The 26,952-nt window shown below is 37.7% G+C and carries 26 protein-coding genes and 1 other annotated feature; all 26 genes read left to right on the top strand.

Translation table 11 applies throughout. The annotated features are described in order from the left end of the window. Window positions 1-116: 116 nt before the first annotated feature. Complete coding sequence (gene ftsA, locus DN408_RS08650) at window positions 117-1,418, top strand: cell division protein FtsA (RefSeq protein ID WP_144512850.1); 1,302 nt, start codon at window positions 117-119, stop codon at window positions 1,416-1,418. 39 nt (window positions 1,419-1,457) lie between these two features. Then, a complete protein-coding gene (gene ftsZ / locus DN408_RS08645; protein WP_002014730.1) occupies window positions 1,458-2,612 on the top strand; it encodes a cell division protein FtsZ in 1,155 nt (384 codons plus the stop codon). 457 nt (window positions 2,613-3,069) lie between these two features. Beyond that, window positions 3,070-3,987 (top strand): sigma-E processing peptidase SpoIIGA, encoded by a 918-nt coding sequence (spoIIGA, locus tag DN408_RS08640; protein ID WP_002165147.1) that lies wholly within the window; start codon window positions 3,070-3,072, stop codon window positions 3,985-3,987. A gap of 19 nt (window positions 3,988-4,006) precedes the next feature. Next, window positions 4,007-4,726 (top strand): RNA polymerase sporulation sigma factor SigE, encoded by a 720-nt coding sequence (gene sigE / locus DN408_RS08635; RefSeq protein WP_002128857.1) that lies wholly within the window; start codon window positions 4,007-4,009, stop codon window positions 4,724-4,726. A gap of 157 nt (window positions 4,727-4,883) precedes the next feature. Next, window positions 4,884-5,663, top strand: a complete 780-nt coding sequence (gene sigG / locus DN408_RS08630) for an RNA polymerase sporulation sigma factor SigG (protein ID WP_002014725.1) — start codon at window positions 4,884-4,886, stop codon at window positions 5,661-5,663. Between the two features lie 293 nt (window positions 5,664-5,956). After that, window positions 5,957-6,235: a YlmC/YmxH family sporulation protein gene (locus tag DN408_RS08625; RefSeq protein WP_012261605.1), complete on the top strand. Its 279-nt coding sequence runs from the start codon at window positions 5,957-5,959 to the stop codon at window positions 6,233-6,235. A 117-nt stretch (window positions 6,236-6,352) separates the two neighbouring features. Next, entirely contained in the window at window positions 6,353-7,162 is an 810-nt protein-coding gene (pgeF, locus tag DN408_RS08620) for a peptidoglycan editing factor PgeF (protein ID WP_033731206.1), read from the top strand. A gap of 5 nt (window positions 7,163-7,167) precedes the next feature. Beyond that, window positions 7,168-7,842 carry a YggS family pyridoxal phosphate-dependent enzyme gene (locus DN408_RS08615; protein ID WP_002033757.1) on the top strand — a complete coding sequence of 225 codons (675 nt, stop codon included), beginning with the start codon at window positions 7,168-7,170 and terminating at the stop codon, window positions 7,840-7,842. Between the two features lie 19 nt (window positions 7,843-7,861). Next, complete coding sequence (locus tag DN408_RS08610; RefSeq protein ID WP_002014721.1) at window positions 7,862-8,332, top strand: cell division protein SepF; 471 nt, start codon at window positions 7,862-7,864, stop codon at window positions 8,330-8,332. Window positions 8,333-8,338: 6 nt separating this feature from the next. Beyond that, window positions 8,339-8,602, top strand: a complete 264-nt coding sequence (locus DN408_RS08605; protein WP_002014720.1) for a YggT family protein — start codon at window positions 8,339-8,341, stop codon at window positions 8,600-8,602. Between the two features lie 15 nt (window positions 8,603-8,617). After that, window positions 8,618-9,385, top strand: coding sequence for a YlmH family RNA-binding protein (locus DN408_RS08600; protein ID WP_002033759.1), 768 nt, complete (start codon window positions 8,618-8,620; stop codon window positions 9,383-9,385). A gap of 89 nt (window positions 9,386-9,474) precedes the next feature. After that, a complete protein-coding gene (gene divIVA / locus DN408_RS08595) occupies window positions 9,475-9,981 on the top strand; it encodes a septum site-determining protein DivIVA (RefSeq protein WP_001131609.1) in 507 nt (168 codons plus the stop codon). Window positions 9,982-10,032: 51 nt separating this feature from the next. Then, window positions 10,033-10,257, top strand: a binding site (T-box leader). A gap of 72 nt (window positions 10,258-10,329) precedes the next feature. Continuing rightward, window positions 10,330-13,095 carry an isoleucine--tRNA ligase gene (gene ileS2, locus DN408_RS08590; RefSeq protein WP_147740063.1) on the top strand — a complete coding sequence of 922 codons (2,766 nt, stop codon included), beginning with the start codon at window positions 10,330-10,332 and terminating at the stop codon, window positions 13,093-13,095. Between the two features lie 158 nt (window positions 13,096-13,253). Further along, the gene (locus DN408_RS08585) at window positions 13,254-13,583 is read left to right on the top strand and encodes a TraR/DksA C4-type zinc finger protein (protein ID WP_002014715.1); all 330 of its coding nucleotides are present in this window, start codon (window positions 13,254-13,256) and stop codon (window positions 13,581-13,583) included. A 125-nt stretch (window positions 13,584-13,708) separates the two neighbouring features. Beyond that, window positions 13,709-14,167 (top strand): lipoprotein signal peptidase LspA, encoded by a 459-nt coding sequence (gene lspA, locus DN408_RS08580; protein ID WP_002128849.1) that lies wholly within the window; start codon window positions 13,709-13,711, stop codon window positions 14,165-14,167. Between the two features lie 4 nt (window positions 14,168-14,171). Then, the gene (locus tag DN408_RS08575) at window positions 14,172-15,080 is read left to right on the top strand and encodes an RluA family pseudouridine synthase (protein WP_002128848.1); all 909 of its coding nucleotides are present in this window, start codon (window positions 14,172-14,174) and stop codon (window positions 15,078-15,080) included. A 204-nt stretch (window positions 15,081-15,284) separates the two neighbouring features. After that, the gene (gene pyrR, locus DN408_RS08570; protein ID WP_001156489.1) at window positions 15,285-15,827 is read left to right on the top strand and encodes a bifunctional pyrimidine operon transcriptional regulator/uracil phosphoribosyltransferase; all 543 of its coding nucleotides are present in this window, start codon (window positions 15,285-15,287) and stop codon (window positions 15,825-15,827) included. A gap of 146 nt (window positions 15,828-15,973) precedes the next feature. Continuing rightward, the gene (gene uraA, locus DN408_RS08565) at window positions 15,974-17,266 is read left to right on the top strand and encodes a uracil permease (RefSeq protein WP_002014712.1); all 1,293 of its coding nucleotides are present in this window, start codon (window positions 15,974-15,976) and stop codon (window positions 17,264-17,266) included. Window positions 17,267-17,413: 147 nt separating this feature from the next. After that, on the top strand, window positions 17,414-18,328 hold the full coding sequence (gene pyrB / locus DN408_RS08560) for an aspartate carbamoyltransferase (protein WP_078177809.1): 915 nt from the start codon (window positions 17,414-17,416) through the stop codon (window positions 18,326-18,328). Beyond that, window positions 18,312-19,598: a dihydroorotase gene (gene pyrC / locus DN408_RS08555; RefSeq protein WP_002088243.1), complete on the top strand. Its 1,287-nt coding sequence runs from the start codon at window positions 18,312-18,314 to the stop codon at window positions 19,596-19,598. The genes pyrB and pyrC overlap by 17 nt, the downstream gene beginning before the upstream one ends. Beyond that, window positions 19,595-20,692 (top strand): carbamoyl phosphate synthase small subunit, encoded by a 1,098-nt coding sequence (locus DN408_RS08550; protein ID WP_002111416.1) that lies wholly within the window; start codon window positions 19,595-19,597, stop codon window positions 20,690-20,692. The genes pyrC and DN408_RS08550 overlap by 4 nt, the downstream gene beginning before the upstream one ends. After that, the gene (gene carB, locus DN408_RS08545) at window positions 20,677-23,895 is read left to right on the top strand and encodes a carbamoyl-phosphate synthase large subunit (protein WP_002128845.1); all 3,219 of its coding nucleotides are present in this window, start codon (window positions 20,677-20,679) and stop codon (window positions 23,893-23,895) included. Before DN408_RS08550 ends, carB begins: the two co-directional genes overlap by 16 nt. Continuing rightward, window positions 23,892-24,671: a dihydroorotate oxidase B electron transfer subunit gene (gene pyrK / locus DN408_RS08540; RefSeq protein WP_002088239.1), complete on the top strand. Its 780-nt coding sequence runs from the start codon at window positions 23,892-23,894 to the stop codon at window positions 24,669-24,671. The genes carB and pyrK overlap by 4 nt, the downstream gene beginning before the upstream one ends. Beyond that, window positions 24,668-25,597 (top strand): dihydroorotate oxidase B catalytic subunit, encoded by a 930-nt coding sequence (gene pyrD / locus DN408_RS08535; RefSeq protein ID WP_002088238.1) that lies wholly within the window; start codon window positions 24,668-24,670, stop codon window positions 25,595-25,597. Before pyrK ends, pyrD begins: the two co-directional genes overlap by 4 nt. Continuing rightward, window positions 25,582-26,298 carry an orotidine-5'-phosphate decarboxylase gene (gene pyrF / locus DN408_RS08530; protein WP_000083510.1) on the top strand — a complete coding sequence of 239 codons (717 nt, stop codon included), beginning with the start codon at window positions 25,582-25,584 and terminating at the stop codon, window positions 26,296-26,298. Before pyrD ends, pyrF begins: the two co-directional genes overlap by 16 nt. Next, a complete protein-coding gene (gene pyrE, locus DN408_RS08525) occupies window positions 26,295-26,927 on the top strand; it encodes an orotate phosphoribosyltransferase (protein WP_000711455.1) in 633 nt (210 codons plus the stop codon). The genes pyrF and pyrE overlap by 4 nt, the downstream gene beginning before the upstream one ends. Window positions 26,928-26,952: the final 25 nt, after the last annotated feature.

Raw genomic sequence — 26,952 nt, 5'->3', positions numbered from 1 at the left:
GTTAAAAAAGGGAAACGTACAAAGACGTTGAATATTTTTCTTATAAATAGTAAAGTTGCGATTGTTGTTCCATATATTGAGTTGTATGGTATAAATAAAGAAGGAGGTGCCAAAGAATGAACAGCAATGAAATATATGTTAGTCTTGACATCGGTACATCCAATGTTAAAGTCATCATTGGTGAAATGGTTAATGATAGCTTAAACATTATTGGTGTTGGAAACGTAAAATCAAATGGTTTGAAAAAGGGATCGATAGTTGATATAGATGAAACTGTTCGATCAATTAAAAAAGCAATTGAACAAGCCGAGCGCATGGTGGGTATCCACATTGAGCAAGTTGTAGTAGGTGTCAATGCAAACCAGGTACAGTTGCTCCCGTGTCACGGAGTAGTCGCTGTTTCAAATGAAGATCGTGAAATCGGGAATGAAGATGTCTTACGCGTTCTAGATGCAGCGCAAGTTGTGTCAATTGCTCCTGAACGTGAATTTATTGATGTGGTACCTCGACAGTTCATTGTAGACGGTCTTGACGAGATTAACGATCCACGCGGGATGATCGGTGTAAGATTAGAAATGGAAGGTACACTTATTACAGGCTCGAGAACTTTACTACATAACCTACTTCGTTGTGTAGAAAAAGCAGGTCTTGAAATTGTTGATATTTGTCTGCAACCTTTAGCGGCAGCGACAGTTGCGTTATCTTCGGATGAAAGAAATAGAGGGGTAGCCCTTGTTGATATGGGTGGAGGATCTACAACCTTATCTATTTTTAAAGATGGAGAGTTGCAAGCAACGAGCGTATTGCCATTAGGTGGAGATCATATAACGAAGGATATAGCGATTGGGCTGAAAACTTCAACAGAAAATGCAGATCAAATTAAGCTGAAATATGGACATGCTTTTTATGATACAGCATCTGAAGAAGAGATGTTTACGGTTCCTATTATGGGAAGCGATCAAACAGAACAATATTCTCAGTTGGAATTATCGGATATAATAGAGGCTCGTGTAGAGGAAATTTTAATGTTTGTTCAAGATGAAGTGCATAAGTTAGGAGTAAAGCAAGCTGCTTCTGGATATGTACTAACTGGTGGGATAGCTTCTATGTCAGGTGTTCTTGATCTTGCATACGATATTTTACATGAAAATGTTCGTATAGCAACTCCTGATTATATTGGTGTTCGTGAGCCTCAATATACAAGTGGAGTTGGATTAATTAAACATTCTTATCAAAAAGCTAAATTACGTGGGAAAAATGTGCAGGAAAAGCAAGAACATTTTGAACCAGTACCAGCACCAATGCCGGTACAACAGCAACCTGCGAAACAAAAAACTCGTAATCAAAACAATACTAATCAAAATGATGACCGCATGATGTCAAAAGTAAAACGTGCATTCCGTTATTTATGGGATTAAAATTGGACACGAAAAATGAGGTTCTAGGGGGATTTCGACATGTTAGAGTTTGATACTACTCAAGATCAATTAGCGAATATAAAAGTTATCGGTGTCGGCGGTGGCGGAAACAATGCTGTAAACCGTATGATTGAACACGGTGTACAAGGTGTAGACTTTATCGCTGTGAATACTGATGCACAAGCATTAAATCTATCAAAAGCTGAAACGAAAATGCAAATTGGTGGAAAATTAACGCGTGGACTTGGTGCAGGCGCAAACCCTGAAGTAGGGAAAAAAGCTGCAGAAGAAAGTAAAGAACAGATTCAAGAAGCGCTTCGTGGCGCAGATATGGTCTTCGTAACTGCTGGTATGGGCGGCGGAACTGGAACTGGTGCAGCTCCAGTTGTTGCTCAAGTTGCAAAAGAACTAGGCGCGTTAACAGTTGGTGTTGTAACACGTCCATTTACATTTGAAGGGCGTAAGCGTGCAACTCAAGCTGCATCTGGTATTGCGTCATTTAAAGAAAATGTAGATACACTTATCGTAATTCCAAATGATCGCTTATTAGAGATTGTTGATAAAAATACGCCAATGTTAGAAGCGTTCCGTGAAGCAGATAACGTATTACGTCAAGGTGTTCAAGGTATTTCTGATTTAATTGCTACACCAGGTCTAATTAACTTAGACTTTGCAGACGTAAAAACAATTATGTCTAATAGAGGTTCTGCTTTAATGGGTATCGGTTCTGGTAATGGTGAAAATCGTGCTGCTGAAGCTGCGAAAAAAGCGATTTCTAGTCCATTACTAGAAACATCTATTGATGGAGCTCAAGGTGTTATTATGAACATTACGGGCGGCGCAAACTTAAGTTTATATGAAGTACAAGAAGCAGCGGACATTGTAGCTTCAGCTTCGGATCCAGAAGTAAATATGATCTTCGGTTCTGTTATTAATGAAGGATTAAAAGATGATATCGTTGTCACTGTAATTGCAACTGGTTTTGATGATAGTGCTTCGACACAACCACCAAAACCAATTATCCGTCCGACTGCGAATCACACGCAACAGCAACAACAACCAGTAGCTCAACCTTCAAAACAACGTGAAGTTAAGCGTGAAATGAAACGTGAAGAGCCGGTTGTGCATGATCGTCATACTGATTCAGATGACATCGATATTCCAGCATTCTTACGTAACCGTCGTAGACGATAAAAGAAAAGGAGCTTTCATGCTCCTTTTTTTTGTTGTCTAAATGGAAAAGATCTGCTAAGCAGATCTTTTTTTATTATTTTGCATATGGAGAGCCCAGTCCTATTTTTAAACCATAAGCTGTGATAAATAAATTGAAACTTTAATTAGTCGGGGGTGTTCATCCAAAAATGATTGTTAGCCCGACGCCCACTTAACTTCTGTACTTTTTTATAGCTGAATTTTGAGGCAGGGTCTTACTGCCCGCAAATAGCAAGATAAACTTTGTATATATATAATTCAATTATTATGTATACAAGTAAAAAATTTATATTATTCTATGAAAAATACACTTTTATTTTTTACCGACAGATTATGTCTAGAAATCACAAAATAACAAAAAAATCCCTCCACCAATTGACACACTTTCCTATTGGATATGCATTATACTAGTCTCAACTTAAAAAAAGAGGTGAATTGTTTGGTTGTTTACGCCGACATCGTTTGGTTGTTAAACGCCTGCATTGATTTTCTTTTACTTTTATTAACAGCCACCGTGTTAAAAAAGAGAATCAAAAGATGGAGGCTTGTGTTAGGGGCATTTATAGGTTCAACTATTGTTATTTTCGCCTTTACGCCTTTTGCTTCTATGATGACACATCCAATTATGAAACTATTGTACTCGTTACTTATTGTGTATACAGCATTTGGGTTTTCGACATTTAGAAATTATACACAAACTGTTTTTACTTTCTATTTTGTAACCTTTATGGTTGGTGGAGGATTAATTGGAACGCATTACTTTTTGCAAACGAACGAAATGGTAAATGGATTAGTTCAATCTAAATCAGTTTCTTACGGTGATCCAATTAGTTGGGTATTTGTTATTTTTGGTTTTCCAGTAATTTATTATTTTTCTAAAAAGCGTATAGAAAGCGTAGAGGTCACAAAGATACACTATGATCAAATCGTGAAAGTGGAAATTCAATTAGCTGGAGAGGAACTAGAATTAGCAGGTCTAATTGATAGTGGGAACCAACTTTATGACCCGTTAACGAAAACACCCGTTATGATTATGCATATTTCATCATTAGAACATTGTTTGCCAGCTTGGTTAACAGAACAAATTTATTCCAAAACAGAAATTCCTCAAATACCAGAAAATGATTCTGGATGGGCGACGAAACTACGTTTAATTCCTTTCCGAGCAGTAGGAGTAGAGAATCAATTTTTATGGGCAATTAAGCCAGATTGTGTGCGAGTTTATCATGAAGGTAGTTCGGTTGTTGTAAACAAAGTACTGATTGGATTAAATACACAACAATTATCTACTAATGGAGAGTATCAATGCATTGTACATCCGAAAATGTTGATTTCGCAAAAGATGGTAATTGCTTAATTATGAGAGGCGGGATAATATGGTGAAATTTAAATTTTATTTGGTATACCTTTGGTATAAAGTATTGCTGAAATTAGGAATTAAGACCGATGAAATTTATTATATTGGTGGAAGTGAAGCGTTGCCACCGCCGTTAACGAAAGAAGAAGAGGCAGTTCTTTTGAATAAATTGCCAAATGGAGATCAAGCTGCGAGGTCGATGCTTATTGAACGTAATCTAAGGCTTGTTGTATATATAGCAAGAAAATTTGAAAATACAGGGATCAATATTGAGGATTTGATTAGTATAGGAACAATTGGTCTTATTAAGGCAGTGAATACATTTAATCCAGAAAAGAAAATTAAATTAGCAACATATGCATCTCGTTGTATAGAAAATGAAATTTTAATGCATTTGCGTCGAAATAATAAAAATCGTTCGGAAGTTTCTTTTGATGAACCGCTTAACATTGATTGGGACGGAAATGAACTGTTACTATCAGATGTTTTAGGTACAGATGATGACATTATTACAAAAGATTTAGAAGCTACTGTAGATCGTCATCTTTTAATGAAAGCATTGCATCAATTAAATGACCGTGAAAAACAAATTATGGAGCTTCGGTTTGGACTCGCTGGTGGCGAAGAGAAGACACAAAAAGATGTGGCTGATATGCTTGGAATTTCACAGTCTTATATTTCTCGTTTGGAAAAAAGAATTATAAAAAGATTACGAAAAGAATTTAATAAAATGGTGTGAAGAATAAGACCAGTCGGTATCTAGACTGGTCTTATTCTTTTTTTGTGCATGAGGAAATATGATATTTGTGAAAAATGATGGAAAAACCGTATGCATAAAATCCCCTTCAAAGGAAATACTTTACACTGTACAGCAACTCCCGATAGGAGGGAACACTTTGACGAGAAACAAAGTAGAAATTTGCGGTGTTGATACAGCTAAACTTCCAGTACTAAAAAATGAAGAGATGCGTAAATTATTTCGTGAAATGCAAAGTGGAGAGATAAGCGCCAGAGAGAAATTAGTGAATGGAAACTTACGTCTTGTACTGAGCGTCATCCAAAGATTTAATAACAGAGGAGAATATGTTGATGATTTATTTCAAGTTGGTTGCATTGGACTTATGAAATCCATTGATAACTTTGATTTAGGCCAAAATGTAAAGTTTTCAACGTATGCTGTGCCGATGATTATTGGAGAAATACGCAGATATTTGCGTGATAACAATCCAATTCGTGTATCTCGCTCATTACGAGATATTGCGTATAAAGCGTTGCAAGTAAGAGAAAAATTGATTGCTGAAAATTCAAAAGAACCAACAGCAATGGATATTGCGAAAGTTCTTGAAGTGACACATGAAGAGATTGTTTTTGCACTAGATGCGATTCAAGATCCGGTTTCATTATTTGAACCGATTTATAACGATGGAGGAGATCCTATCTTTGTTATGGATCAATTAAAGGATGAAAAACAAAAGGACGAGCAGTGGGTTGAAGAACTGGCGTTGAAAGAAGGAATGAAGCGTTTAAATGATCGTGAAAAAATGATTATTCGAAAACGTTTCTTTCAAGGAAAGACACAGATGGAAGTTGCCGAAGAAATTGGGATTTCTCAAGCGCAAGTATCACGTTTGGAGAAGTCTGCTATTAAGCAAATGAATAAGACGATTCAAGGATAAGGTCCTCACCAGTTATGGTGAGGTCTTTTTTATATATAATATTTTGCGCTCATAGTAGATTGGGTAGGTTCATATAATGAAAATAAAATGGATGTTCTATTAGTAGCGGTTATATACTGTTTATCCGCTTCGAAATTAGGCTGAAGTAAAAAGTTAGATGGAAGCGGGACTGCCCGTAAAAGTCCGATTGGCATGGGTTAATAATCAGTAGGGATGGGGATAATCTCACTGATTAAGGTTCCACTTTATTTGAGAGCGTACTTACGATTCATGATATAAGGGAGAGGATGAATATGATACGGATTTCGGAGTTTCAAATGAAGGATGTTGTAAATGTTTCAGATGGAAAGAGGCTTGGGAATATTGGAGATATTGATATTGATATAGACACAGGAAAGATTAGGGCGGTTATTATTTCTAAGCAGGCACGAATGCTTGGACTCTTTGGGAAGGAAGTAGAATTTGTGATTCCTTGGGAGCAAATTATGAAAATTGGAGAAGATGTCATACTTGTAAAAGTAGATCATGTTAATTCTGTAACAGAATCAATACAAACACCGACAATTTCATAAAGAATATTACAAATTCCTCTTTTTTTTCTGTTGTCATTATGAAAAAATAAAAGTATGGTAAAATAGACAGGAAGTACCATACTTTTTTCTGTTATTTTAATTAAAAGGAGTCGCTTTATGAGAGAACCATTTAAATATGCGGACGGTATACTGTATTTACAAGCGTGGAAAGAACTTGGAAACATTACTGTTGGATTTACGACAAAAGATGGTGGAGTAAGTACAGGCTCCTTTCATGCGATGAATTTAGGATTACATGTGAATGATATCGTGGAGAATGTTCATGAAAACAGACGCATTTTAGCTAATAAGTTACAAAAACCATTAGAAAAATGGATTTGCTCTGAACAAGTTCATGACCATCATGTTGAGAAAGTAGGACTGCAAGAAAAAGGGAAAGGCGTTTATTCATATGAAGACGGTATTCCAAAAACGGATGGCATTTATACGACTAACAAAGATGTTCTCTTAACATCTTGTTACGCTGATTGTGTTCCGCTCTATTTTTATGCACCATCACATGATATGATAGGACTTGCGCATGCTGGGTGGAAAGGGACTGTAACAGAGATTGCGAAAGAAATGATTCAAAAGTGGAATGCAGAAGGTGTTTCAAGTGATGAAATTCATGTCGCAATTGGTCCTGCAATCGGATCATGTTGTTATGTTGTTGATAATCGTGTATTAACAGCAGCACAGCAAGTAGTAAACGGATCTGTTCCTCATAAAGTAATTTCTGATGGTCAGTATGCAATTAATTTAAAAGAAGTTAATCGTATATTATGTGTACAAGCAGGCATAAAAGAAGAACATATTGTAATGTCATCTCTTTGTACAAGCTGTGAAGAACAATTATTTTTCTCTCATCGTCGTGATCAAGGTAAGACGGGGAGAATGTTGAGTTTCATAGGTTTTAAGGAGGAGTGAAGTAAGTGACAGTGCAAGGGAATTTAGCAGATGTAAACGAAGTAATTAAAGAATCTTGTGTACGAGCTGGACGTTCGATGAAAGATATTAAGCTCGTTGCAGTTACAAAAACTGTAGGGATTGAAAAAACAAGCGAAGTAATTGAAACAGGAATTATTGATTTAGGTGAAAATAGAAATGAAGGTTTCTTACAAAAATACGAGCATTTCGGTTCAAAAGTGAATTGGCATTTTATTGGATCATTGCAAACGAGAAAAGTAAAAGAAATCATTAATGAGATTGATTATTTACATTCATTAGATCGTCTTTCGCTTGCAAAAGAAATTCAAAAACGTGCTGATAAGAAAGTTAAATGCTTTATTCAAGTGAAAACATCATCTGAAGAATCAAAGCAAGGATTGGCGATAGAAGAAACAATTTCTTTTATTCAAAGTTTGCAAGAATTGGATAAGATTGAAGTGGTAGGATTAATGACAATGGCTCCGTTTACAGGAGAAGAGGAAGAGATTCGTCGCTGCTTTAAGGAATTGCGCATGCTACAAACAGAGGTGCAGGAGCTAGAATTATTACATGCACCATGTAAAGAATTATCAATGGGAATGTCAAATGATTACACGATTGCAATTGAGGAAGGCGCTACATATATTCGTTTGGGAACGGTTTTAGTAGGAAAAGCGTAGGAGGAAGGAGAAAGTTATTATGAGTTGGTCAAAAGTAAAATACTTCTTTTTTGACACACCGGAAGAAAAAGAAGCAGCTCAATATAGTTATGAAAAGGAGCAAACAGACATGAAAAAGCAACAAGATCCCCCAGAACAACAAGATGTTCCGTTTGCGAAAGTGCAACCGAAGCAAAATGTAGTGAGTATTGAAACAGCGAAGCAATCTTCAAAAGTTGTTTTACTAGAACCACGTACATATTCGGAAGCGCAAGGCATTTCGGATCACTTAAAAGGTAGACGAGCTGTTGTAATTAATTTGCAAAGAATGTCTACAGATCAAGCTGTACGTATCGTTGACTTTTTAAGTGGTACTGTATACGCTATAGGCGGGGATATTCAAAAAATAGGCCCGAAAACATTTATGTGTACACCTGAAAATGTTGATATCGTTGGTGCGATTTCAGAGTTATTCGGTGAAGAAGAAGAGACAAATATAAAGAGGTGGTAATACGCCATGACAACAGTTTTAACAGTGTTACTTACTGCTATCGAGATTTACTCGTGGGCACTAATTATTTACATTCTCCTATCATGGTTTCCTGGCGCAAAGGAATCAGCTTTTGGAGATTTTCTTGCGCGTATTTGCGAACCGTATTTAGAGCCGTTTAGGAGGTTTATTCCACCATTTGGTATGATTGATATTTCTCCACTTGTTGCTATTGTTGCCTTGAAACTTGCTAGAGGTGGTTTAGTGAGTTTATTCAACTATTTTTTATAGTGTGAGGTTAAATACATGAGCATCTATGAGCATTTTAGACCTGATGAAGAGGTCTTTGTGGATAAAGTATTAGAGTGGAAACAGGCTGCTGAGTACCATCAAGTCAAGTTAACAGATTTTCTTGATCCAAGACAGCAACAAATTGTTTCTATGGTAATAGGGCAAGGAGATGTAGCTGTACGGTTTGATGGTGCGATGCCTGAAGCCGAACGGAAAAGAGCACTAATTTATCCAGATTATCTAGAATTAAATGAAGAGGAATTTCAAGTAGAAGTATTAGAAATTGACTATCCTTCCAAGTTTTTTACGCTAGAACATAGGCAAATATTAGGTGCATTCATGTCGCTTGGTTTAACAAGGGAAAAATGTGGTGATATTTTGCTTCAAGAAGACCGTGCCCAAATTGCAGTTGCCAAAGAAGTTGTATCGTATATTGAAATGAACTTACAATCAATAGGGAAAATGAAAGTCACACTCTCTCCTATACAAGTAGAGAAAATTTTGCGTGTAGGTGAAAAATGGGGAGAAAAATCTGGGACTGTTTCGTCACTTCGTCTAGATGTTTTATTAGCTGAAATGCTACATATATCTAGGCAGAAGGTACAGCCTCTTATAAAAGGTGGCTTAGTAAAAGTCAATTGGAAAACAGTAGAGCAAACTTCGTATGAATGTTTTCCAGGGGATGTTTTCTCGGTTAGAGGGTATGGACGAAGTAAATTATTTTCTGTAGAAGGTAAAACGAAGCGCGACAAATGGAGAGTTTTGTATGGTATACTAAAATGATTGGTTTTTTAGAAGGAAATTCTCTTATTTTGTCGAAGAAAAGATATAATTGAAAGAGGAAATTTAGATAACTACTTGGAGGTGGCGTTGTGCCGTTAACACCATTAGATATTCATAACAAAGAATTTGGTCGCGGGTTTCGTGGCTACGATGAAGATCAAGTAAATGAGTTTCTTGATCAAATCATCAAAGATTATGAATTAGTCATTCGTGAGAAAAAAGCTTTAGAAGAAAAGGTTGCACAATTAGAAGGAAAGTTAGATCATTTTTCTAATATTGAAGATACGCTGAACAAATCTATCATTGTCGCACAAGAAGCTGCTGAAGAAGTGAAGCGTAATGCACAAAAAGAAGCAAAATTAATTGTACGTGAAGCAGAAAAAAATGCAGATCGTATCATTAATGAAGCGTTAGTGAAATCAAGAAAAGTTGCTTTTGATATTGAAGAGTTGAAGAAACAAGCGAAAGTATTCCGAACTCGTTTCCGTATGTTATTAGAAACACAACTTGAAATGTTAAACAACGATGATTGGGATAAACTAATTGAATTAGAAGACGAAGTGGACGAACTGTTGAAAAAAGAAGAAACAGTGTAAGCTTGACGTTTTTCTCATTATTACATATAATTTTAAACAGCATATTTATTAAGAAAAACGAAGATAGGGATAAGTACCTTTTTCATACCTTATATAGCGAACTGAGGATGGTGTAAGCTCAGGATAAGGAGATAATGGGAATATCACCCTGGAGTTCCGCGCTGAACAAATTTAGTAAGCGTAGGCGTATATTCGCGTTAAGAATATAAAGAGGACCTTATGCATTTGTATATGGTCTACTAGGGTGGTACCGCGGGAGACTTTCTCGTCCCTTTTTGGGGATGAGAGGTCTCTTTTTTATTCCCTTTTTTAAGGTCTGTCGTTTATATATTTAAGGAGGAATTGAGCATGGAGTACAAAAATACATTACTAATGCCAAAAACAGAATTCCCGATGCGTGGGAATTTACCGAAACGTGAGCCTGCAATGCAAGAAAAATGGGCTGAAATGAATATTTATGAAAAGGTACAAGAACATACGAAAGGCCGTCCTTTATTTGTACTACATGATGGACCTCCATATGCAAATGGTGACATCCATATGGGACACGCACTAAATAAAGTGTTAAAAGACTTTATTGTTCGTTTTAAATCAATGACTGGATACTGTGCACCATATGTACCAGGTTGGGATACACACGGTTTACCAATTGAGCAAGCTTTAACAAATAAAGGTGTAAAGCGTAAAGAAATGACAGTTGCTGAGTTCCGTAAGTTATGTGCAGAGTATGCATATGAGCAAGTGGAACGTCAACGTGAACAATTTAAGCGTTTAGGTGTACGTGCAGATTGGGATAATCCATATATTACTTTAGAGCCAGCTTATGAAGCACAACAAATTAAAGTGTTTGGTGACATGGCGAAAAAAGGTTATATCTATAAAGGACAAAAACCAGTTTACTGGTCTCCAACAAGTGAATCAGCTTTAGCAGAAGCTGAAATTGAATATCAAGATAAAAAATCAGCATCTATTTACGTAGCATTCCCTGTAAAAGATGGAAAGAACGTATTAGAAGGTGATGAGAAATACATTATTTGGACAACAACGCCTTGGACGTTACCTGCAAACTTAGGTATTTCTGTTCACCCAGAACTTGAATATGCTATTGTGAAAGTAAATGATGAGAAATATATCATCGCTTCTGAACTATTTGAGACAGTTGCAAAAACGTTAGAGTGGGAAAATGCTGAAGTTGTGAAAACGGTAAAAGGTAGCGAACTTGAGTATACAGTTGCAAAACATCCATTCTACGATCGTGACTCATTAGTTATGCTAGGAGAGCACGTAACAACAGATGCAGGTACAGGTTGTGTTCATACAGCACCAGGACACGGGGAAGATGACTTCGTTGTTGGTAAAAAGTATGGCTTAGAAGTACTTTGCCCAGTTGATGATAAAGGTGTATTAACAAATGAAGCACCTGGATTTGAAGGCTTATTCTATGATAAAGCTAACAAGCCAATTACGGAAAAATTAGAAGAAGTAGGCGCGTTACTGAAACTAACATTCATTACGCATTCATACCCACATGATTGGAGAACGAAAAAACCAATTATTTTCCGTGCGACAGCGCAGTGGTTTGCATCTATTGAAGCGTTCCGTAAAGAATTATTAGAAGCTGTTGCGGAAACAAAATGGGTACCAGCATGGGGAGAAACTCGTCTTCATAATATGGTTCGTGACCGTGGTGACTGGTGTATTTCTCGTCAGCGCGCATGGGGTGTGCCAATTCCTGTATTCTATGCAGAAAATGGTGATCCAATTATTACAGATGAAACAATTAATCATGTAGCAGATTTATTCCGTGAGCACGGTTCTAACGTATGGTTCGAGCGTGAAGCGAAAGATTTATTACCAGAAGGATTTACACATACAGGTAGCCCAAATGGTGAATTCCGTAAAGAAACAGACATCATGGATGTATGGTTCGATTCAGGTTCTTCTCACCAAGCGGTATTAGAAGAGCGCGAAGACTTACAACGTCCAGCTGATTTATATTTAGAAGGATCTGACCAGTATCGTGGTTGGTTTAACTCTTCATTATCAACAGCAGTTGCTGTAACTGGTAAAGCTCCATATAAAGGCGTACTAAGCCATGGTTTCGTACTAGATGGTGAAGGACGTAAAATGAGTAAGTCGATTGGAAACATCGTCGTACCGAAGAAAATTATGGATCAATTAGGCGGAGACATTTTACGCTTATGGGTATCTTCTGTTGACTATCAATCTGATGTACGTATTTCAGATGATATTTTAAAACAAGTAGCAGAAGTGTATCGTAAAATCCGTAACACATTCCGTTTCTTATTAGGAAACTTAGATGATTTTAATCCAAGTGAAAATACAGTAGCGGTAGCTGAACTTCGTGAAGTAGATCGTTACATGTTAGTGAAGTTAAATGACTTAATTACAAAAGTAAAAGATGCATATGAAACATATGACTTTGCTGCTGTATATCATGCAATTCACAACTTCTGTACAATTGATCTAAGTTCATTCTACTTAGACTTTGCAAAAGACATTTTATACATTGAAGGTGCAGATCACGCGGATCGTCGTGCAATTCAAACTGTATTATATGATGTTCTTGTTGCATTAACGAAACTTGTAACGCCAATCTTACCTCATACAGCTGATGAAGTATGGCCATATGTTCCTGGTGCAGAAGAAGAAAGCGTACAGTTAACTAATATGCCGGAAGCTACAGAAGTAGAGGGTTCAGAAGCGTTAAGAGCAAAATGGGATGCATTTATGACATTACGTGATGACGTTTTAAAAGCGTTAGAAGTAGCTCGTAATGAGAAAGTAATTGGTAAGTCATTAAATGCGAGCATTACGCTATATCCGACTGCAGAAATGAAGGCTATGTTAGAGTCTATTAGCGAAGACTTAAAGCAATTATTCATCGTCTCTGAGTATAAACTTGGTGGTACAATTGAAGAAGCGCCAACAGAAGCACCAAAGTATGAGTATACAGCTGTAGTTGTAGCACAGGCGACAGGTGAGACGTGTGAACGTTGTTGGGTTGTTTCAGAAACAATTGGTAAAGATGCAGAACATGAAACATTATGTGAGCGTTGTGCAACGGTTGTTAAAGAAAATTATGTAAAATAATGAAAAAAAGCTGACTGCTCATAATAGCAGTCAGTTTTTTGTTGATGATATATCGAAATAACTTTCACTCTCTTTCCTACGAAGGAAAAATGTGTGTGAGGTAAGCGTGGAAATTTCGGACACACTAATTGTACATTGCAGCTGGGAGGAATGTACACGTGAATGAAATTTATATGGAAATAAAAGAAGAATTGCAATTGATGAGAAAAGAGTTGCAAGATAGATTGGCGAAAGAAGTAATGCACACATACTATATGGAATTTGGGCAAGAACTTGGATACGAAATAAAGGAAGAGACAAAGAAAAAATTGCTATTACATGATATAAAAGAGGATTTAAAAGATGTAGAACGTGCATTGTTTAAAATGGAAATAGATATGTACGGTATTTGTGAAGAAACTGGAAGAGCGATTTCTACAAAACAAATGAAAACAATGCCGACTGCTCGTACTATTCATGAATTTTTCTATGAAAAGGTAAATGTATGAAATACGCACAACGATATTATGTTACCTTTTTTTAATTTATTTTATTCTTCTACAAAGGTTCATTGTGAAAAGGTAGCAGCTATGCTAAAATTTTGAGGTACACTGTCTTTGTGGGGGAAATGAAAATGATATATTATGTAATAGCGTTATTTGTCATTGCCATCGATCAAATATCGAAGTGGCTAATTGTAAAGAACATGGAATTGGGTACGAGCATTCCGATTATCGATAATGTATTATACATAACATCTCATCGAAATAGAGGAGCTGCCTGGGGTATTTTAGAAAATAAAATGTGGTTTTTCTACATTATTACAGTCATTTTCGTAGCATTTATCGTATTTTATATGAAAAAATATGCGAAAACGGACAAGCTTCTAGGTATTTCATTAGGTCTAATTTTAGGCGGAGCAATTGGCAATTTTATTGATCGTGTATTTAGACAAGAAGTAGTGGATTTCATTCACGTGTATATTTTCTCGTACAACTATCCGGTATTCAATATAGCTGACTCAGCATTATGTATTGGAGTTGTATTAATTATTATTCAAACAGTATTAGAAGGAAAGAAAGCGAAGGAGTAATTGAATGAGTGAAGTAGTACAAGTAACAGTTGCAGAAGAACAAAAAAGCGAGCGAATTGATAAATTCGTTGCAGAAATAAACAGTGAATGGTCACGTTCACAAGTGCAGCAATGGATTAAAGATGCTGTTGTGACAGTAAATGGGAAATCAGTTAAAGGGAATTATAAAGTAAAAGGAAATGATGAAATTACAGTAACAATTCCCGAGCCAGAAGAGTTAGATATTCAACCGGAAGATATGAATTTAGAAGTTTATTATGAAGATGCCGATGTACTAGTTGTAAATAAGCCGCGTGGCATGGTAGTACATCCAGCACCAGGGCATACGAAGGGTACGCTTGTAAACGGACTTATGCATCATTGTACAGACCTATCAGGTATTAACGGTGTAATGCGTCCTGGTATAGTACACCGTATTGATAAGGATACATCTGGATTATTAATGGTTGCTAAAAATGATATGGCGCATGAATCACTTGTAAATCAACTTGTAGCAAAAACGGTAACAAGACGTTATAAAGCGATTGTACATGGTGTAATTCCACATGATAAAGGAATAATTGACGCTCCAATTGGTCGTGATAAAAAAGAACGTCAAAGTATGACTGTTGATGAAAATGGTAAGAATGCAGTTACACATTTCCAAGTGTTAGAGCGATTTAAGGATTTCACACTTGTAGAATGCCGCTTAGAAACGGGACGTACACACCAAATTCGTGTTCATATGAAATATATTGGTTATCCACTTGCAGGAGATCCAAAGTATGGTCCGAAGAAAACATTAGATATGAATGGACAAGCACTTCATGCAGGGATTTTAGGTTTCGATCACCCTCGTACTGGTGAATATATTGAGTTTGAGGCACCGATTCCAGAAGTGTTTGAAGAAGCGCTAAATGTTTTACGGAAATAGTATTGACAAATCATAAGAAAACTGAGATAATGACAACAGTTAAATAATGATCCTTTAACACAGCCCCGTGAGGTTGAGAAGGTAACGGTTTGAAATACTTAGGGTATGTTGTACCCTTTTTTCAAAAGTCCTCTCGCACACGCTGAGAGGACTTTTTTTATACCATTACTCTCACGCAAGAAAAAAAGCTTGGAGGTGTAGAGCATGCAAGAGAAAGCTGTCGTTTTAGATGACCAAATGATTCGCCGCGCTTTAACACGAATTAGTCATGAAATCGTGGAACGAAATAAAGGTGTCGATAATTGTGTTCTTGTCGGAATAAAAACACGTGGAATTTTTATTGCACAACGTTTGGCAGAACGAATTGGTCAAATTGAAGGAAAAGAGATGGAAGTAGGAGAGTTAGATATTACGTTATATCGTGATGATTTAACACTACAATCGAAACATAAAGAACCACTTGTAAAAGGTTCTGATATTCCTGTAGATATTACGAAGAAAAAAGTTATCCTTGTGGATGATGTGTTATATACAGGTAGAACAGTTCGAGCAGCAATGGATGCTCTTATGGATTTAGGTAGACCATCACAAATCCAATTGGCTGTTCTTGTTGATAGAGGTCATCGTGAATTACCAATTCGCGCTGATTATGTAGGAAAGAACATTCCAACATCTAGTGAAGAGCGTATCGAAGTTGATTTGCAAGAGACAGATCAACAAGATCGAGTAAGCATATACGATAAGTAAAGCCCTTTTAAATGTAGTCCTGTGAGGCTGCCAAAGGGTCTTGGCTTTCATATGTCAAATTTGGCATACGAAAGTGTAGGACTCTTTGTGCACAGGCACAAAGAGTTTTTTTATTGCAAAAATTAAAACTGAAGGAGGATGTAACAATGGAGCAAAAGCCAGTGTTAGACATTCATGAAGTACCGAAACCGGGAAAATGGTTATTATTAAGTATACAACATTTGTTCGCGATGTTTGGATCAACAGTGCTTGTTCCGTTTTTAACAGGACTGAATCCATCAGTAGCTTTAATATCAAGTGGATTAGGAACGCTAGCGTTTCTTCTAATAACGAAAGGTCAAGTACCAGCATATTTAGGATCATCATTCGCCTTTATTGCACCAATTATTACAGCGAAAACAGCAGGTGGACCTGGAGCAGCGATGCTTGGAGGAATGCTTGCGGGACTTGTTTACATCTTAATCTCACTCGGAATTAAGAAATCTGGGTCAGAATGGATTATGAAATTACTTCCGCCAATCGTAGTTGGGCCAGTCGTAATGGTAATCGGTTTATCTTTAGCACATACAGCAGTGAACATGGCGATGAACGGTGCGGATGGTAAGTATAGCATTACACACTTTTCAGTAGCATTAGTAACATTAGCAATTACAATCATTTGCTCCATATTCGGGAGAGGATTTTTCAGTATCATACCAGTGCTACTTGGAATCATCGGCGGGTATATATTCGCTTACTTCCAAGGGCTAGTAGATTTAAAGCCAGTAGCTGAGGCAAAATGGTTTGTCATACCAGACTTCACAGTACCGTTTGTAACATATACTCCGGAGTTTTCATGGAAAATTGTACTCTTAATGGTGCCAGTTGCACTTGTAACAATTTCAGAACATATTGGACATCAAATTGTACTTGGAAATGTTATTAAAAGAGATTTAATTGAAAAACCAGGTTTACATCGTTCAATCTTCGGTGATGGGATAGCAACATTGATCGCATCACTAATAGGAGGACCACCGAATACAACGTACGGTGAAAACATCGGTGTGCTAGCAATTACGAGAGCATACAGTGTATACTTATTCATCGGTTCAGCAGTGTTCGCAATCATGTTTGGATTTATCGGGAAGATTTCAGCACTGATTCATTCGATTCCAACACCAGTTATGGGTGGTGTATCAATCTTACTCTTCGGTGTAATCGCATCAAGTGGTTTACGTATGATGGTAGACGATAAAACAGACTTAGGTGACAAACGAAACTTAATGATTGCATCAGTTATACTAGTAATCGGTATTGGCGGAGCGGTACTGCACGTAGGTGAATCGTTCCAAGTAGAAGGAATGGCGTTAGCAGCAATTGTAGGTGTACTATTAAATCTACTACTACCAGAGACAAAACAAACAAATAAAACAAAACAATCTAAGCAGATTGCTTCATAAAAATAACCTTTTAATTCAGTCCTGTGAGATAGAAAAGGGTGGCTACTTTAACGCACCCTAGTCTCAAAGACTAGGGTATTTTTATACAGTTATTGTTATATAAATTCAATGGTGTTATCATAAAAAACAGAAAGATGAGGGATGACGATGAGCCATTTGTTAACGATGAGTGAATTATCGGAACAAGAAATTTCAGAAATCCTAAAAGACGCAGAAAATTTCGCGAATGGAAAAGAGAGAAAAACGACAGAGCAAACATTTGTTGCGAACTTGTTCTTTGAGAATAGTACGAGGACGAGATTTAGCTTTGAAGTTGCTGAGAAGAGATTAGGACTTGAAGTATTAGACTTTTCCGCAGATGCATCTAGCGTACAAAAAGGAGAAACTTTATACGATACGATAAGAACACTAGAATCAATCGGAACAAAAGCGGTAGTCATCCGCCATGAGCAAGATCGTTACTTCGATGAATTAAAAGATCAGGTGAATATCCCAATCTTGAACGCTGGAGATGGATGTGGAAATCATCCAACGCAATGTCTACTCGATCTTCTAACAATTAAACAAGAGTTTGGAAGATTTGAAGGTTTGAAGATTGCAATAGTTGGGGATGTTCGTCATAGCCGAGTAGCACGTTCTAATGCAGAAGCATTAACGAAACTGGGCGCGACAATTTACTTTGCAAGCCCAGAAGAGTGGAAAGATGAAGAGAACACATTTGGAACGTACAAGAGTTTAGATGAACTTGTTCCAGAAGTGGATGTGATGATGTTACTTCGTGTACAACATGAGCGTCATGACCATTATGAAACAGACATTATGAAAGAGTATCACGAGCAACATGGGTTAACAGTTGAAAGAGAAAAACGTATGAAAGAAGGAAGCATTATTATGCATCCAGCCCCTGTAAACCGTGATGTTGAAATTGCGAGTGAACTTGTCGAGTGTGAACGCTCACGCATATTCAAGCAAATGGAAAACGGGGTCTACGTAAGAATGGCTGTACTAAAACGCGCATTACCAAATGTATTAGGAGGAATGAAACATGAATTATTTGTTTAAAAATGGTCGTTATATGAATGCAGAAGGAACAATCGTAGCAACAGATCTTCTCGTACAAGACGGTAAAATTGCGAAGGTAGCAGAAAATATTACGGCAGATAATGCTGAAGTAATCGATGTAAATGGAAAGTTAATCGCACCTGGATTAGTAGATGTACACGTTCATCTTCGTGAACCAGGTGGTGAACATAAAGAAACAATTGAAACAGGAACACTTGCAGCAGCAAAAGGTGGATTTACTACAATTTGCGCAATGCCAAACACACGCCCAGTACCAGATTGTAAAGAACATATGGAAGACCTGCAAAAGCGTATTAAAGAAAAAGCACATGTAAATGTATTACCATATGGAGCAATTACAGTACGTCAAGCAGGTTCTGAAATGACCGATTTTGAAACGTTAAAAGAACTTGGAGCGTTTGCTTTCACTGATGATGGCGTAGGCGTGCAAGATGCAAGCATGATGTTAGCTGCAATGAAGCGTGCATCGAAATTAAATATGGCAGTTGTTGCACACTGTGAAGAGAACACACTTATTAATAAAGGATGTGTACATGAAGGGAAGTTTTCTGAGAAACACGGATTAAACGGTATCCCATCAGTATGTGAATCCGTACATATTGCCCGGGACATCTTACTTGCGGAAGCTGCAAATTGTCACTACCACGTATGTCATGTAAGTACAAAAGGATCTGTACGTGTAATCCGTGACGCGAAACGTGCTGGAATTAAGGTGACAGCAGAAGTAACACCGCATCACTTAGTATTATGTGAAGATGATATCCCATCGGCTGATCCTAACTTTAAAATGAATCCACCGCTTCGAGGAAAAGAAGATCATGCAGCGTTAATTGAAGGACTATTAGATGGAACAATTGATATGATCGCAACTGACCATGCACCGCATACTGCAGAAGAGAAAGCGCAAGGGATTGAAAGAGCACCGTTCGGAATTACTGGTTTTGAAACAGCATTCCCGCTTTTATATACGAACCTTGTGAAAAAAGGAATCATTACATTAGAGCAACTGATTCAATTCTTAACAGAAAAACCAGCTGACACATTCGGTTTAGAAGCAGGGCGCCTAACAGAAGGTAGAACAGCTGATATTACAATTATCGATTTAGAACAAGAAGAAGAAATTGATCCAACAACATTCTTATCAAAAGGAAAAAACACACCATTCGCAGGTTGGAAATGCCAAGGTTGGCCGGTTATGACAATCGTTGGTGGTAAGATCGCATGGCAAAAGGAGAGTGCATTAGTATGAAAAGACAACTTATCTTAGAAGATGGAACAGTATTAATTGGAAAAGGTTTCGGAGGAGAAATAGAAAAGTCAGGTGAGGTTGTATTTACAACTGGGATGACTGGATATCAAGAAACTTTATCTGATCCATCATACTGCGGTCAAATCGTAACATTTACGTATCCATTAATCGGAAACTACGGCATTAACCGTGATGATTTTGAATCAATTCACCCATCTGTAAATGGTTTAATCGTAAACGAAATTTGTGATCACCCATCAAACTTTCGTAATGAAATTTCGCTAAATGATTACTTGAAAGAAAGAAATATCCCAGGATTAGCAGGAATTGATACGAGAAAATTAACAAGAAAAATTCGTCAATATGGAACTTTACGCGGACGTCTTTGCAATATGGATGTGGATGTAGAGGACATCGTTAGCCAATTGAAAGCAACTGTCTTTACAGATCATGTGAAACGCGTATCAACAAAAGATCCATATCCAAGTCCAGGCCGTGGACACCGAGTTGTACTTGTAGACTTCGGAATGAAACATGGTATTTTACGAGAATTAAATAAGCGTGATTGTGATGTAATTGTTGTACCTTACAATACAACAGCAGAAGAAATTCTACGCCTTAGCCCAGATGGAATTATGTTAAGTAATGGACCTGGGGACCCAAAAGATGTACCAGAAGCAATTGAAATGTTAAAAGAAATTATTGGTAAAGTTCCTTTATTCGGGATTTGCCTAGGACATCAATTGTTCGCCCTGGCATCTGGTGCGAATACAAGTAAGTTAAAATTCGGTCACCGTGGTTTAAATCATCCAGTAAAAAATCTTGCAACTGGAAAAGTAGCAATTACATCTCAAAACCATGGTTACGCAGTAGAAGAAGAATCAGTTGGAAATACAGAACTGGAAATTACACATGTTGCTTTAAATGATGGAACAGTAGAAGGTCTTCGTCATACGAAGTTCCCAGCATTTACAGTGCAATACCATCCAGAAGCTTCTGCAGGACCAGAAGATGCAAATGATTTATTCGAAGATTTCTTAGCAATGATTGAAAACTTCAAGAAAGAAGGGGAAGAGTTATGCCAAAACGCCTAGACATTAACACAATTTTAGTAATCGGATCAGGACCAATTGTAATTGGGCAAGCAGCAGAGTTTGATTACTCTGGTACACAAGCTTGTCAATCTCTTAGAGAAGAAGGTTACAAAGTAATCCTTGTTAACTCTAACCCAGCAACAATTATGACAGATACTGCAACAGCAGATAAAGTATATATAGAACCATTAACATTAGAATTCGTAAGCCGTATCATTCGTAAAGAACGTCCAGATGCACTCCTACCAACATTAGGTGGTCAAACAGGCCTAAACATGGCTGTTGAACTTGCGAAATCAGGCATACTTGAAGAGTGCGGAGTTGAAATTTTAGGAACAAAATTATCAGCAATCGAGCAAGCCGAGGATCGTGATTTATTCCGTACATTAATGCAGGAATTAAATGAACCAATTCCATCTAGCACGATTATTCATACGCTGGAAGAAGCACATGAATTTGTAAAAGAAATTGGTTATCCAGTTATTGTTCGCCCAGCATTTACAATGGGGGGAACAGGTGGCGGAATCTGTAATAATGAAGAAGAACTAATTGAAATCGTATCAGGTGGATTAAAACATAGTCCAGTAACACAATGTTTATTAGAAAAGAGTATTGCCGGTTGTAAGGAAATTGAATATGAAGTAATGCGTGATTCGAATGATAACGCGATTGTAGTATGTAACATGGAAAATATCGATCCGGTTGGGGTTCACACAGGTGATTCTATCGTTGTAGCACCGAGCCAAACATTAAGTGACCGTGAGTATCAAATGTTACGAAACACTTCATTAAGAATTATTCGTGCATTAGGAATTGAAGGTGGATGTAACGTTCAGCTTGCACTTGATCCACATAGCTTCCAATACTATGTAATCGAAGTAAACCCGCGTGTGAGTCGTTCGTCTGCACTAGCATCTAAAGCAACTGGATATCCAATTGCGAAGCTAGCGGCGAAAATTGCAGTCGGTTTAACATTAGATGAAATTATAAACCCAGTAACACAAAAAACATATGCTTGCTTCGAGCCAGCATTAGACTATGTTGTTTCAAAAATTCCACGTTGGCCATTTGATAAGTTTGAATCAGCAAACAGAACACTTGGTACACAAATGAAGGCAACTGGTGAAGTTATGTCAATCGGACGTAACTTAGAACAATCATTATTAAAAGCGATTCGTTCTTTAGAGCTTGGCGTTTATCACCTAGAGTTAGACCACTTAAAAGAGCTTGATAAAGAAACGATGAAAAAGCGTATTATAAAAGCTGATGACGAGCGTCTGTTCGTTGTAGCAGAAGCAATCCGTCAAGGTGTAACGAAAGAAGAAATCAACGAATGGTGTGAAATGGACTTCTTCTTCTTACAAAAAATTGAAAATATCGTAAACATGGAACGCGAAGTAAAAGCGAATGTAGGAAATATGGAAGTGTTACAATCTGCTAAAGAAATGGGCTTCAGTGACCATTACATCGCCAATGCTTGGAACAAAACAGAGCGTGAAATTTACGATATGCGTAAAGAAAGCAATATGACTCCTGTTTATAAGATGGTAGATACTTGTGCGGCAGAGTTTGAATCTGCAACACCATACTACTACAGCACATATGGTGACGAGAATGAATCGATTGTAACAGATCGTAAGAGTGTAGTTGTACTAGGATCTGGTCCAATCCGTATTGGTCAAGGTGTTGAGTTTGATTATGCAACAGTTCACTCTGTATGGGCAATAAAAGAAGCTGGATATGAGGCAATCATTGTTAATAACAACCCAGAAACAGTTTCAACAGACTTCAGTATTTCTGACAAATTATACTTTGAACCATTAACAATCGAAGATGTAATGCACATTATCGATTTAGAAAAGCCAGAAGGTGTTATCGTCCAATTCGGTGGACAAACGGCAATTAACTTAGCGGCTAAATTAGAAGCACACGGTGTAAAAATCTTAGGAACATCACTTGAAGATTTAGACCGTGCAGAAGATCGTGATAAGTTTGAAGCAGCTTTAACAAAGCTTGGTATCCCGCAACCAGTTGGTAAAACAGCAACGACTGTAGAGCAAGCAGTAGCGATCGCTGACAAAATTGGTTACCCAGTATTAGTAAGACCATCTTACGTACTAGGTGGACGTGCGATGGAAATCGTATATCGTCAAGAAGAATTACTGCACTACATGAAAAATGCGGTTAAAGTTCACGCAGATCACCCAGTATTAATCGACCGTTATATGGTTGGTAAAGAAATTGAAGTAGATGCAATTTCAGACGGTGAGAATGTATTCATTCCAGGTATTATGGAACATATCGAACGCGCTGGAGTTCACTCTGGGGATTCAATTGGAGTATATCCACCACAGAGCTTATCTGAAAAACTAAAAGAACAAATTATTGAACATACAATTGGGCTTGGAAAAGGTTTAAACATTGTTGGATTACTAAACATTCAGTTTGTAGTATTCAAAGATGAAGTGTATGTAATTGAAGTAAATCCACGTGCGAGCCGTACAGTACCATTCTTAAGTAAAATTACAGGCGTACCGATGGCAAATATCGCAACGAAAGTTATTTTAGGTCAAAACCTTGTAGAACAAGGATATGGAACTGGCTATCACCCAGAAGAGAAGGAAGTGTATGTAAAAGCACCGGTATTCTCATTTGCGAAACTACGCTCAGTTGATACAACATTAGGGCCTGAAATGAAATCAACAGGGGAAGTAATGGGTAAAGATTTAACGCTTGAAAAAGCATTATATAAAGGACTTGTTGCTTCAGGAATTAACATTCCAACGCACGGATCAGTAATCATCACTGTAGCGGATAAAGATAAAGAAGAAGCGCTGGAAATTGCAAAACGCTTCCATGAAATCGGCTATAACTTATTAGCAACAGCAGGAACAGCACAATCGCTAACAGAACAAAACATTCCGGTGCAAGTTGTAAACAAAATTGATTCTGAAGACTACAACTTACTTGATATTATCCGTCAAGGGAAAGCGCAGTTTGTAATCAATACATTAACAAAAGGAAAACAACCAGCGCGTGATGGTTTCCGCATTCGCCGTGAATCAGTAGAAAATGGTGTGGCTTGCTTAACATCACTTGATACAACGAGAGCAATCTTGAGAGTATTAGAATCTATGACATTCTCAGCTCATTCAATGAAAGAAATTACGCAAACGAAGCGTCACGAGGTGGTACATGCATGATGCAAAAGCAAAATATGATCGTCGTTAACCAAAAAGAAATCGCAAAAAACATTTACGAATTAGTGCTTCAAGGGGATTTAGTGCAGCAAATGAACGATCCAGGGCAGTTTGTACACATTAAGGTAGCAGAGGGCATTACGCCTCTTCTGCGCCGCCCAATTAGTATTTGTAATGTCGATCAAGACAAGAACGAATTTACAATGCTATATCGTGCGGAAGGACAAGGGACAAAAACATTAGCGAAAAGAAAACAAGGTGAACTTGTAGATGTGTTAGGACCACTTGGTCATGGATTTCCTGTAGAAGAAGCGGAATCTGGACAAACGGCTCTATTAGTTGGTGGGGGAATTGGTGTACCACCACTATATGAATTGTCACAGCGTCTTGTAGCAAAAGGAGTACGCGTTATTCACATCTTAGGTTTCCAAACGAAAGATGTTGTCTTCTATGAAGAGAAATTCGCAGAACTTGGTGATACGTATGTTGCAACAGTTGATGGTACACATGGTACAAAAGGGTTTGTAACAGATGTAATCGATAGCTATGGAATTGACTTTGACATTCTCTACTCATGTGGACCTTTAGCGATGCTTCGTGCATTAGAAGGACGCTATAAGGAGAGAAAAGCCTACATTTCATTAGAAGAACGTATGGGCTGTGGTATCGGAGCATGTTTCGCATGTGTATGCCATTTGCAAGCAGATCCGAGTGGGCATTCTTACAAGAAGGTGTGTAGCGACGGACCAGTATTTCCAATCGGGGAGGTTGTACTATGAACAGATTGCAAGTTGAATTACCAGGGTTATCATTAAAAAATCCAATCATCCCAGCATCTGGTTGCTTCGGATTTGGTCGTGAGTATGCACAGTTCTATGATTTAAGTGTACTTGGATCAATTATGATTAAAGCGACAACAGAACAACCTCGTTATGGAAACCCAACGCCTCGTGTTGCTGAAACACCAGGCGGAATGCTAAATGCAATCGGGCTTCAAAATCCTGGATTAGAAAAGGTAATGAATTCTGAATTACCTTTTCTCGAGCAATTTGATCTTCCGATTATTGCAAACGTTGCGGGTTCACAAGCTGAGGATTACGTAGCGGTTGCGAAGGCGATTTCAAAGGCACCTAATGTTCATGCGCTAGAATTAAATATTTCTTGTCCAAACGTAAAAACGGGTGGTATCGCTTTTGGTACAAATCCTGAAATTGCTGCTGATTTAACGAAGCGAGTAAAAGAGGTTTCTGAAGTACCGGTATATGTGAAATTGTCACCGAACGTGGCAAACATTGTGGAAATTGCAAAAGCAATTGAAAATGCGGGTGCGGACGGTTTAACGATGATTAATACATTGCTTGGTATGCGTCTAGATTTAAAAACTGCAAAACCAATTTTAGCAAACCGTACGGGCGGACTATCAGGGCCTGCGATTAAGCCAGTAGCAATTCGTATGGTACATGAAGTAAGTCAAGCGGTTAACATTCCGATTATCGGAATGGGTGGTATTGAAACAGCGGAAGATGTAATTGAATTCTTCTATGCGGGCGCAAGCGCGGTCGCAGTTGGAACGGCGAACTTTATCGATCCGTTTGTATGTCCGACAATTATTGAAGAATTACCAGCATTACTAGATGAATTAGGATTTGATCATATTTCGGAATGTCAAGGAAGGAGCTGGAAGCAAACATGTCACAGTCGTTAATCGTTGCACTAGATTTTCCAGGGAAACAAGAGGTAGAACAATTCTTACACCACTTTGAAGGGGAAGAGTTATTTGTCAAAGTGGGTATGGAGTTATTTTACAAAGAGGGTCCTGCAATTATTACGTACTTAAAAGAAAAAGGACATAAGATTTTTCTAGATTTAAAACTTCATGATATTCCGAATACGGTAAAAAGCGCTATGCGTAGCCTAGCTAGTCTAGATGTAGATATGGTAAATGTTCATGCTGCTGGGGGAAGTAGTATGATGAAAGCTGCGATTGAGGGATTAGAGGAAGGTAAGCAAGAAGGAAAAGAGAGACCGATTTGTATTGCAGTTACACAACTAACAAGCACTTCGGAAGCTATGATGAAAAAAGAGATTGGTATTGAGAAAACGTTAGAAGAAGCGGTTGCTCATTATGCAAAATTAACGAAAGAAAGTGGACTTGATGGCGTTGTTTGTTCAACACTTGAAGTACCAAAATTACGTGAAGTATGCGGAAATGAATTTGTAACAGTAACACCGGGGATTCGTCTTGCAAGCGATGATGTAAATGACCAGGTGCGCGTAGCAACACCGAAACGTGCGAGGGAACTTGGCTCAAGCTACATCGTAGTTGGACGTAGTATTACAAAAGCAGAAAATCCGCTTGAAGCGTATAAAACAGTAAAACAACAGTGGGAAGGTGTAACAGTATGAAAAAAGAAATCGCATCGCATTTATTAGAAATTGGAGCAGTATTTTTACAACCGAATGATCCATTTACTTGGTCTTCTGGTATGAAATCACCAATTTATTGTGATAATCGTTTAACTTTATCTTATCCAAAAGTACGCCAAGCGATTGCAGCTGGATTAGAAGAGTTAATTAAAGAGCACTTCCCAACTGTAGAAGTTATTGCAGGAACAGCAACTGCTGGTATTGCGCACGCTGCATGGGTAAGCGATCGTATGGATTTACCAATGTGCTACGTACGTAGTAAAGCAAAAGGTCACGGTAAAGGGAACCAAATCGAAGGAAAAGCTGAAAAAGGTCAAAAAGTAGTAGTAGTAGAAGACTTAATTTCAACTGGCGGTAGTGCAATTACATGTGTAGAAGCACTTCGCGAAGCTGGCTGTGAAGTATTAGGAATCGTATCAATCTTCACGTACGAGCTTGAGTCAGGAAAAGAGAAACTAGAAGCAGCAAACGTAGCATCATATTCTTTAAGTGATTACAGTGCATTAACTGAAGTTGCAGCAGAAAAAGGTATGATCGGACAAGCTGAAACGAAAAAATTACAAGAGTGGCGCAAAAATCCAGCTGACGAAGCTTGGGTTACAGCGTAATACGAAAAAAGACGACTGCGGGGGG

The organism is Bacillus sp. AR13-1 (assembly GCF_008042285.1).
GTDB lineage: Bacteria > Bacillota > Bacilli > Bacillales > Bacillaceae_G > Bacillus_A > Bacillus_A mycoides.
Note: the sequence above shows the minus strand (reverse complement) of the source record. Positions and strands in the feature narration are given on the sequence as shown.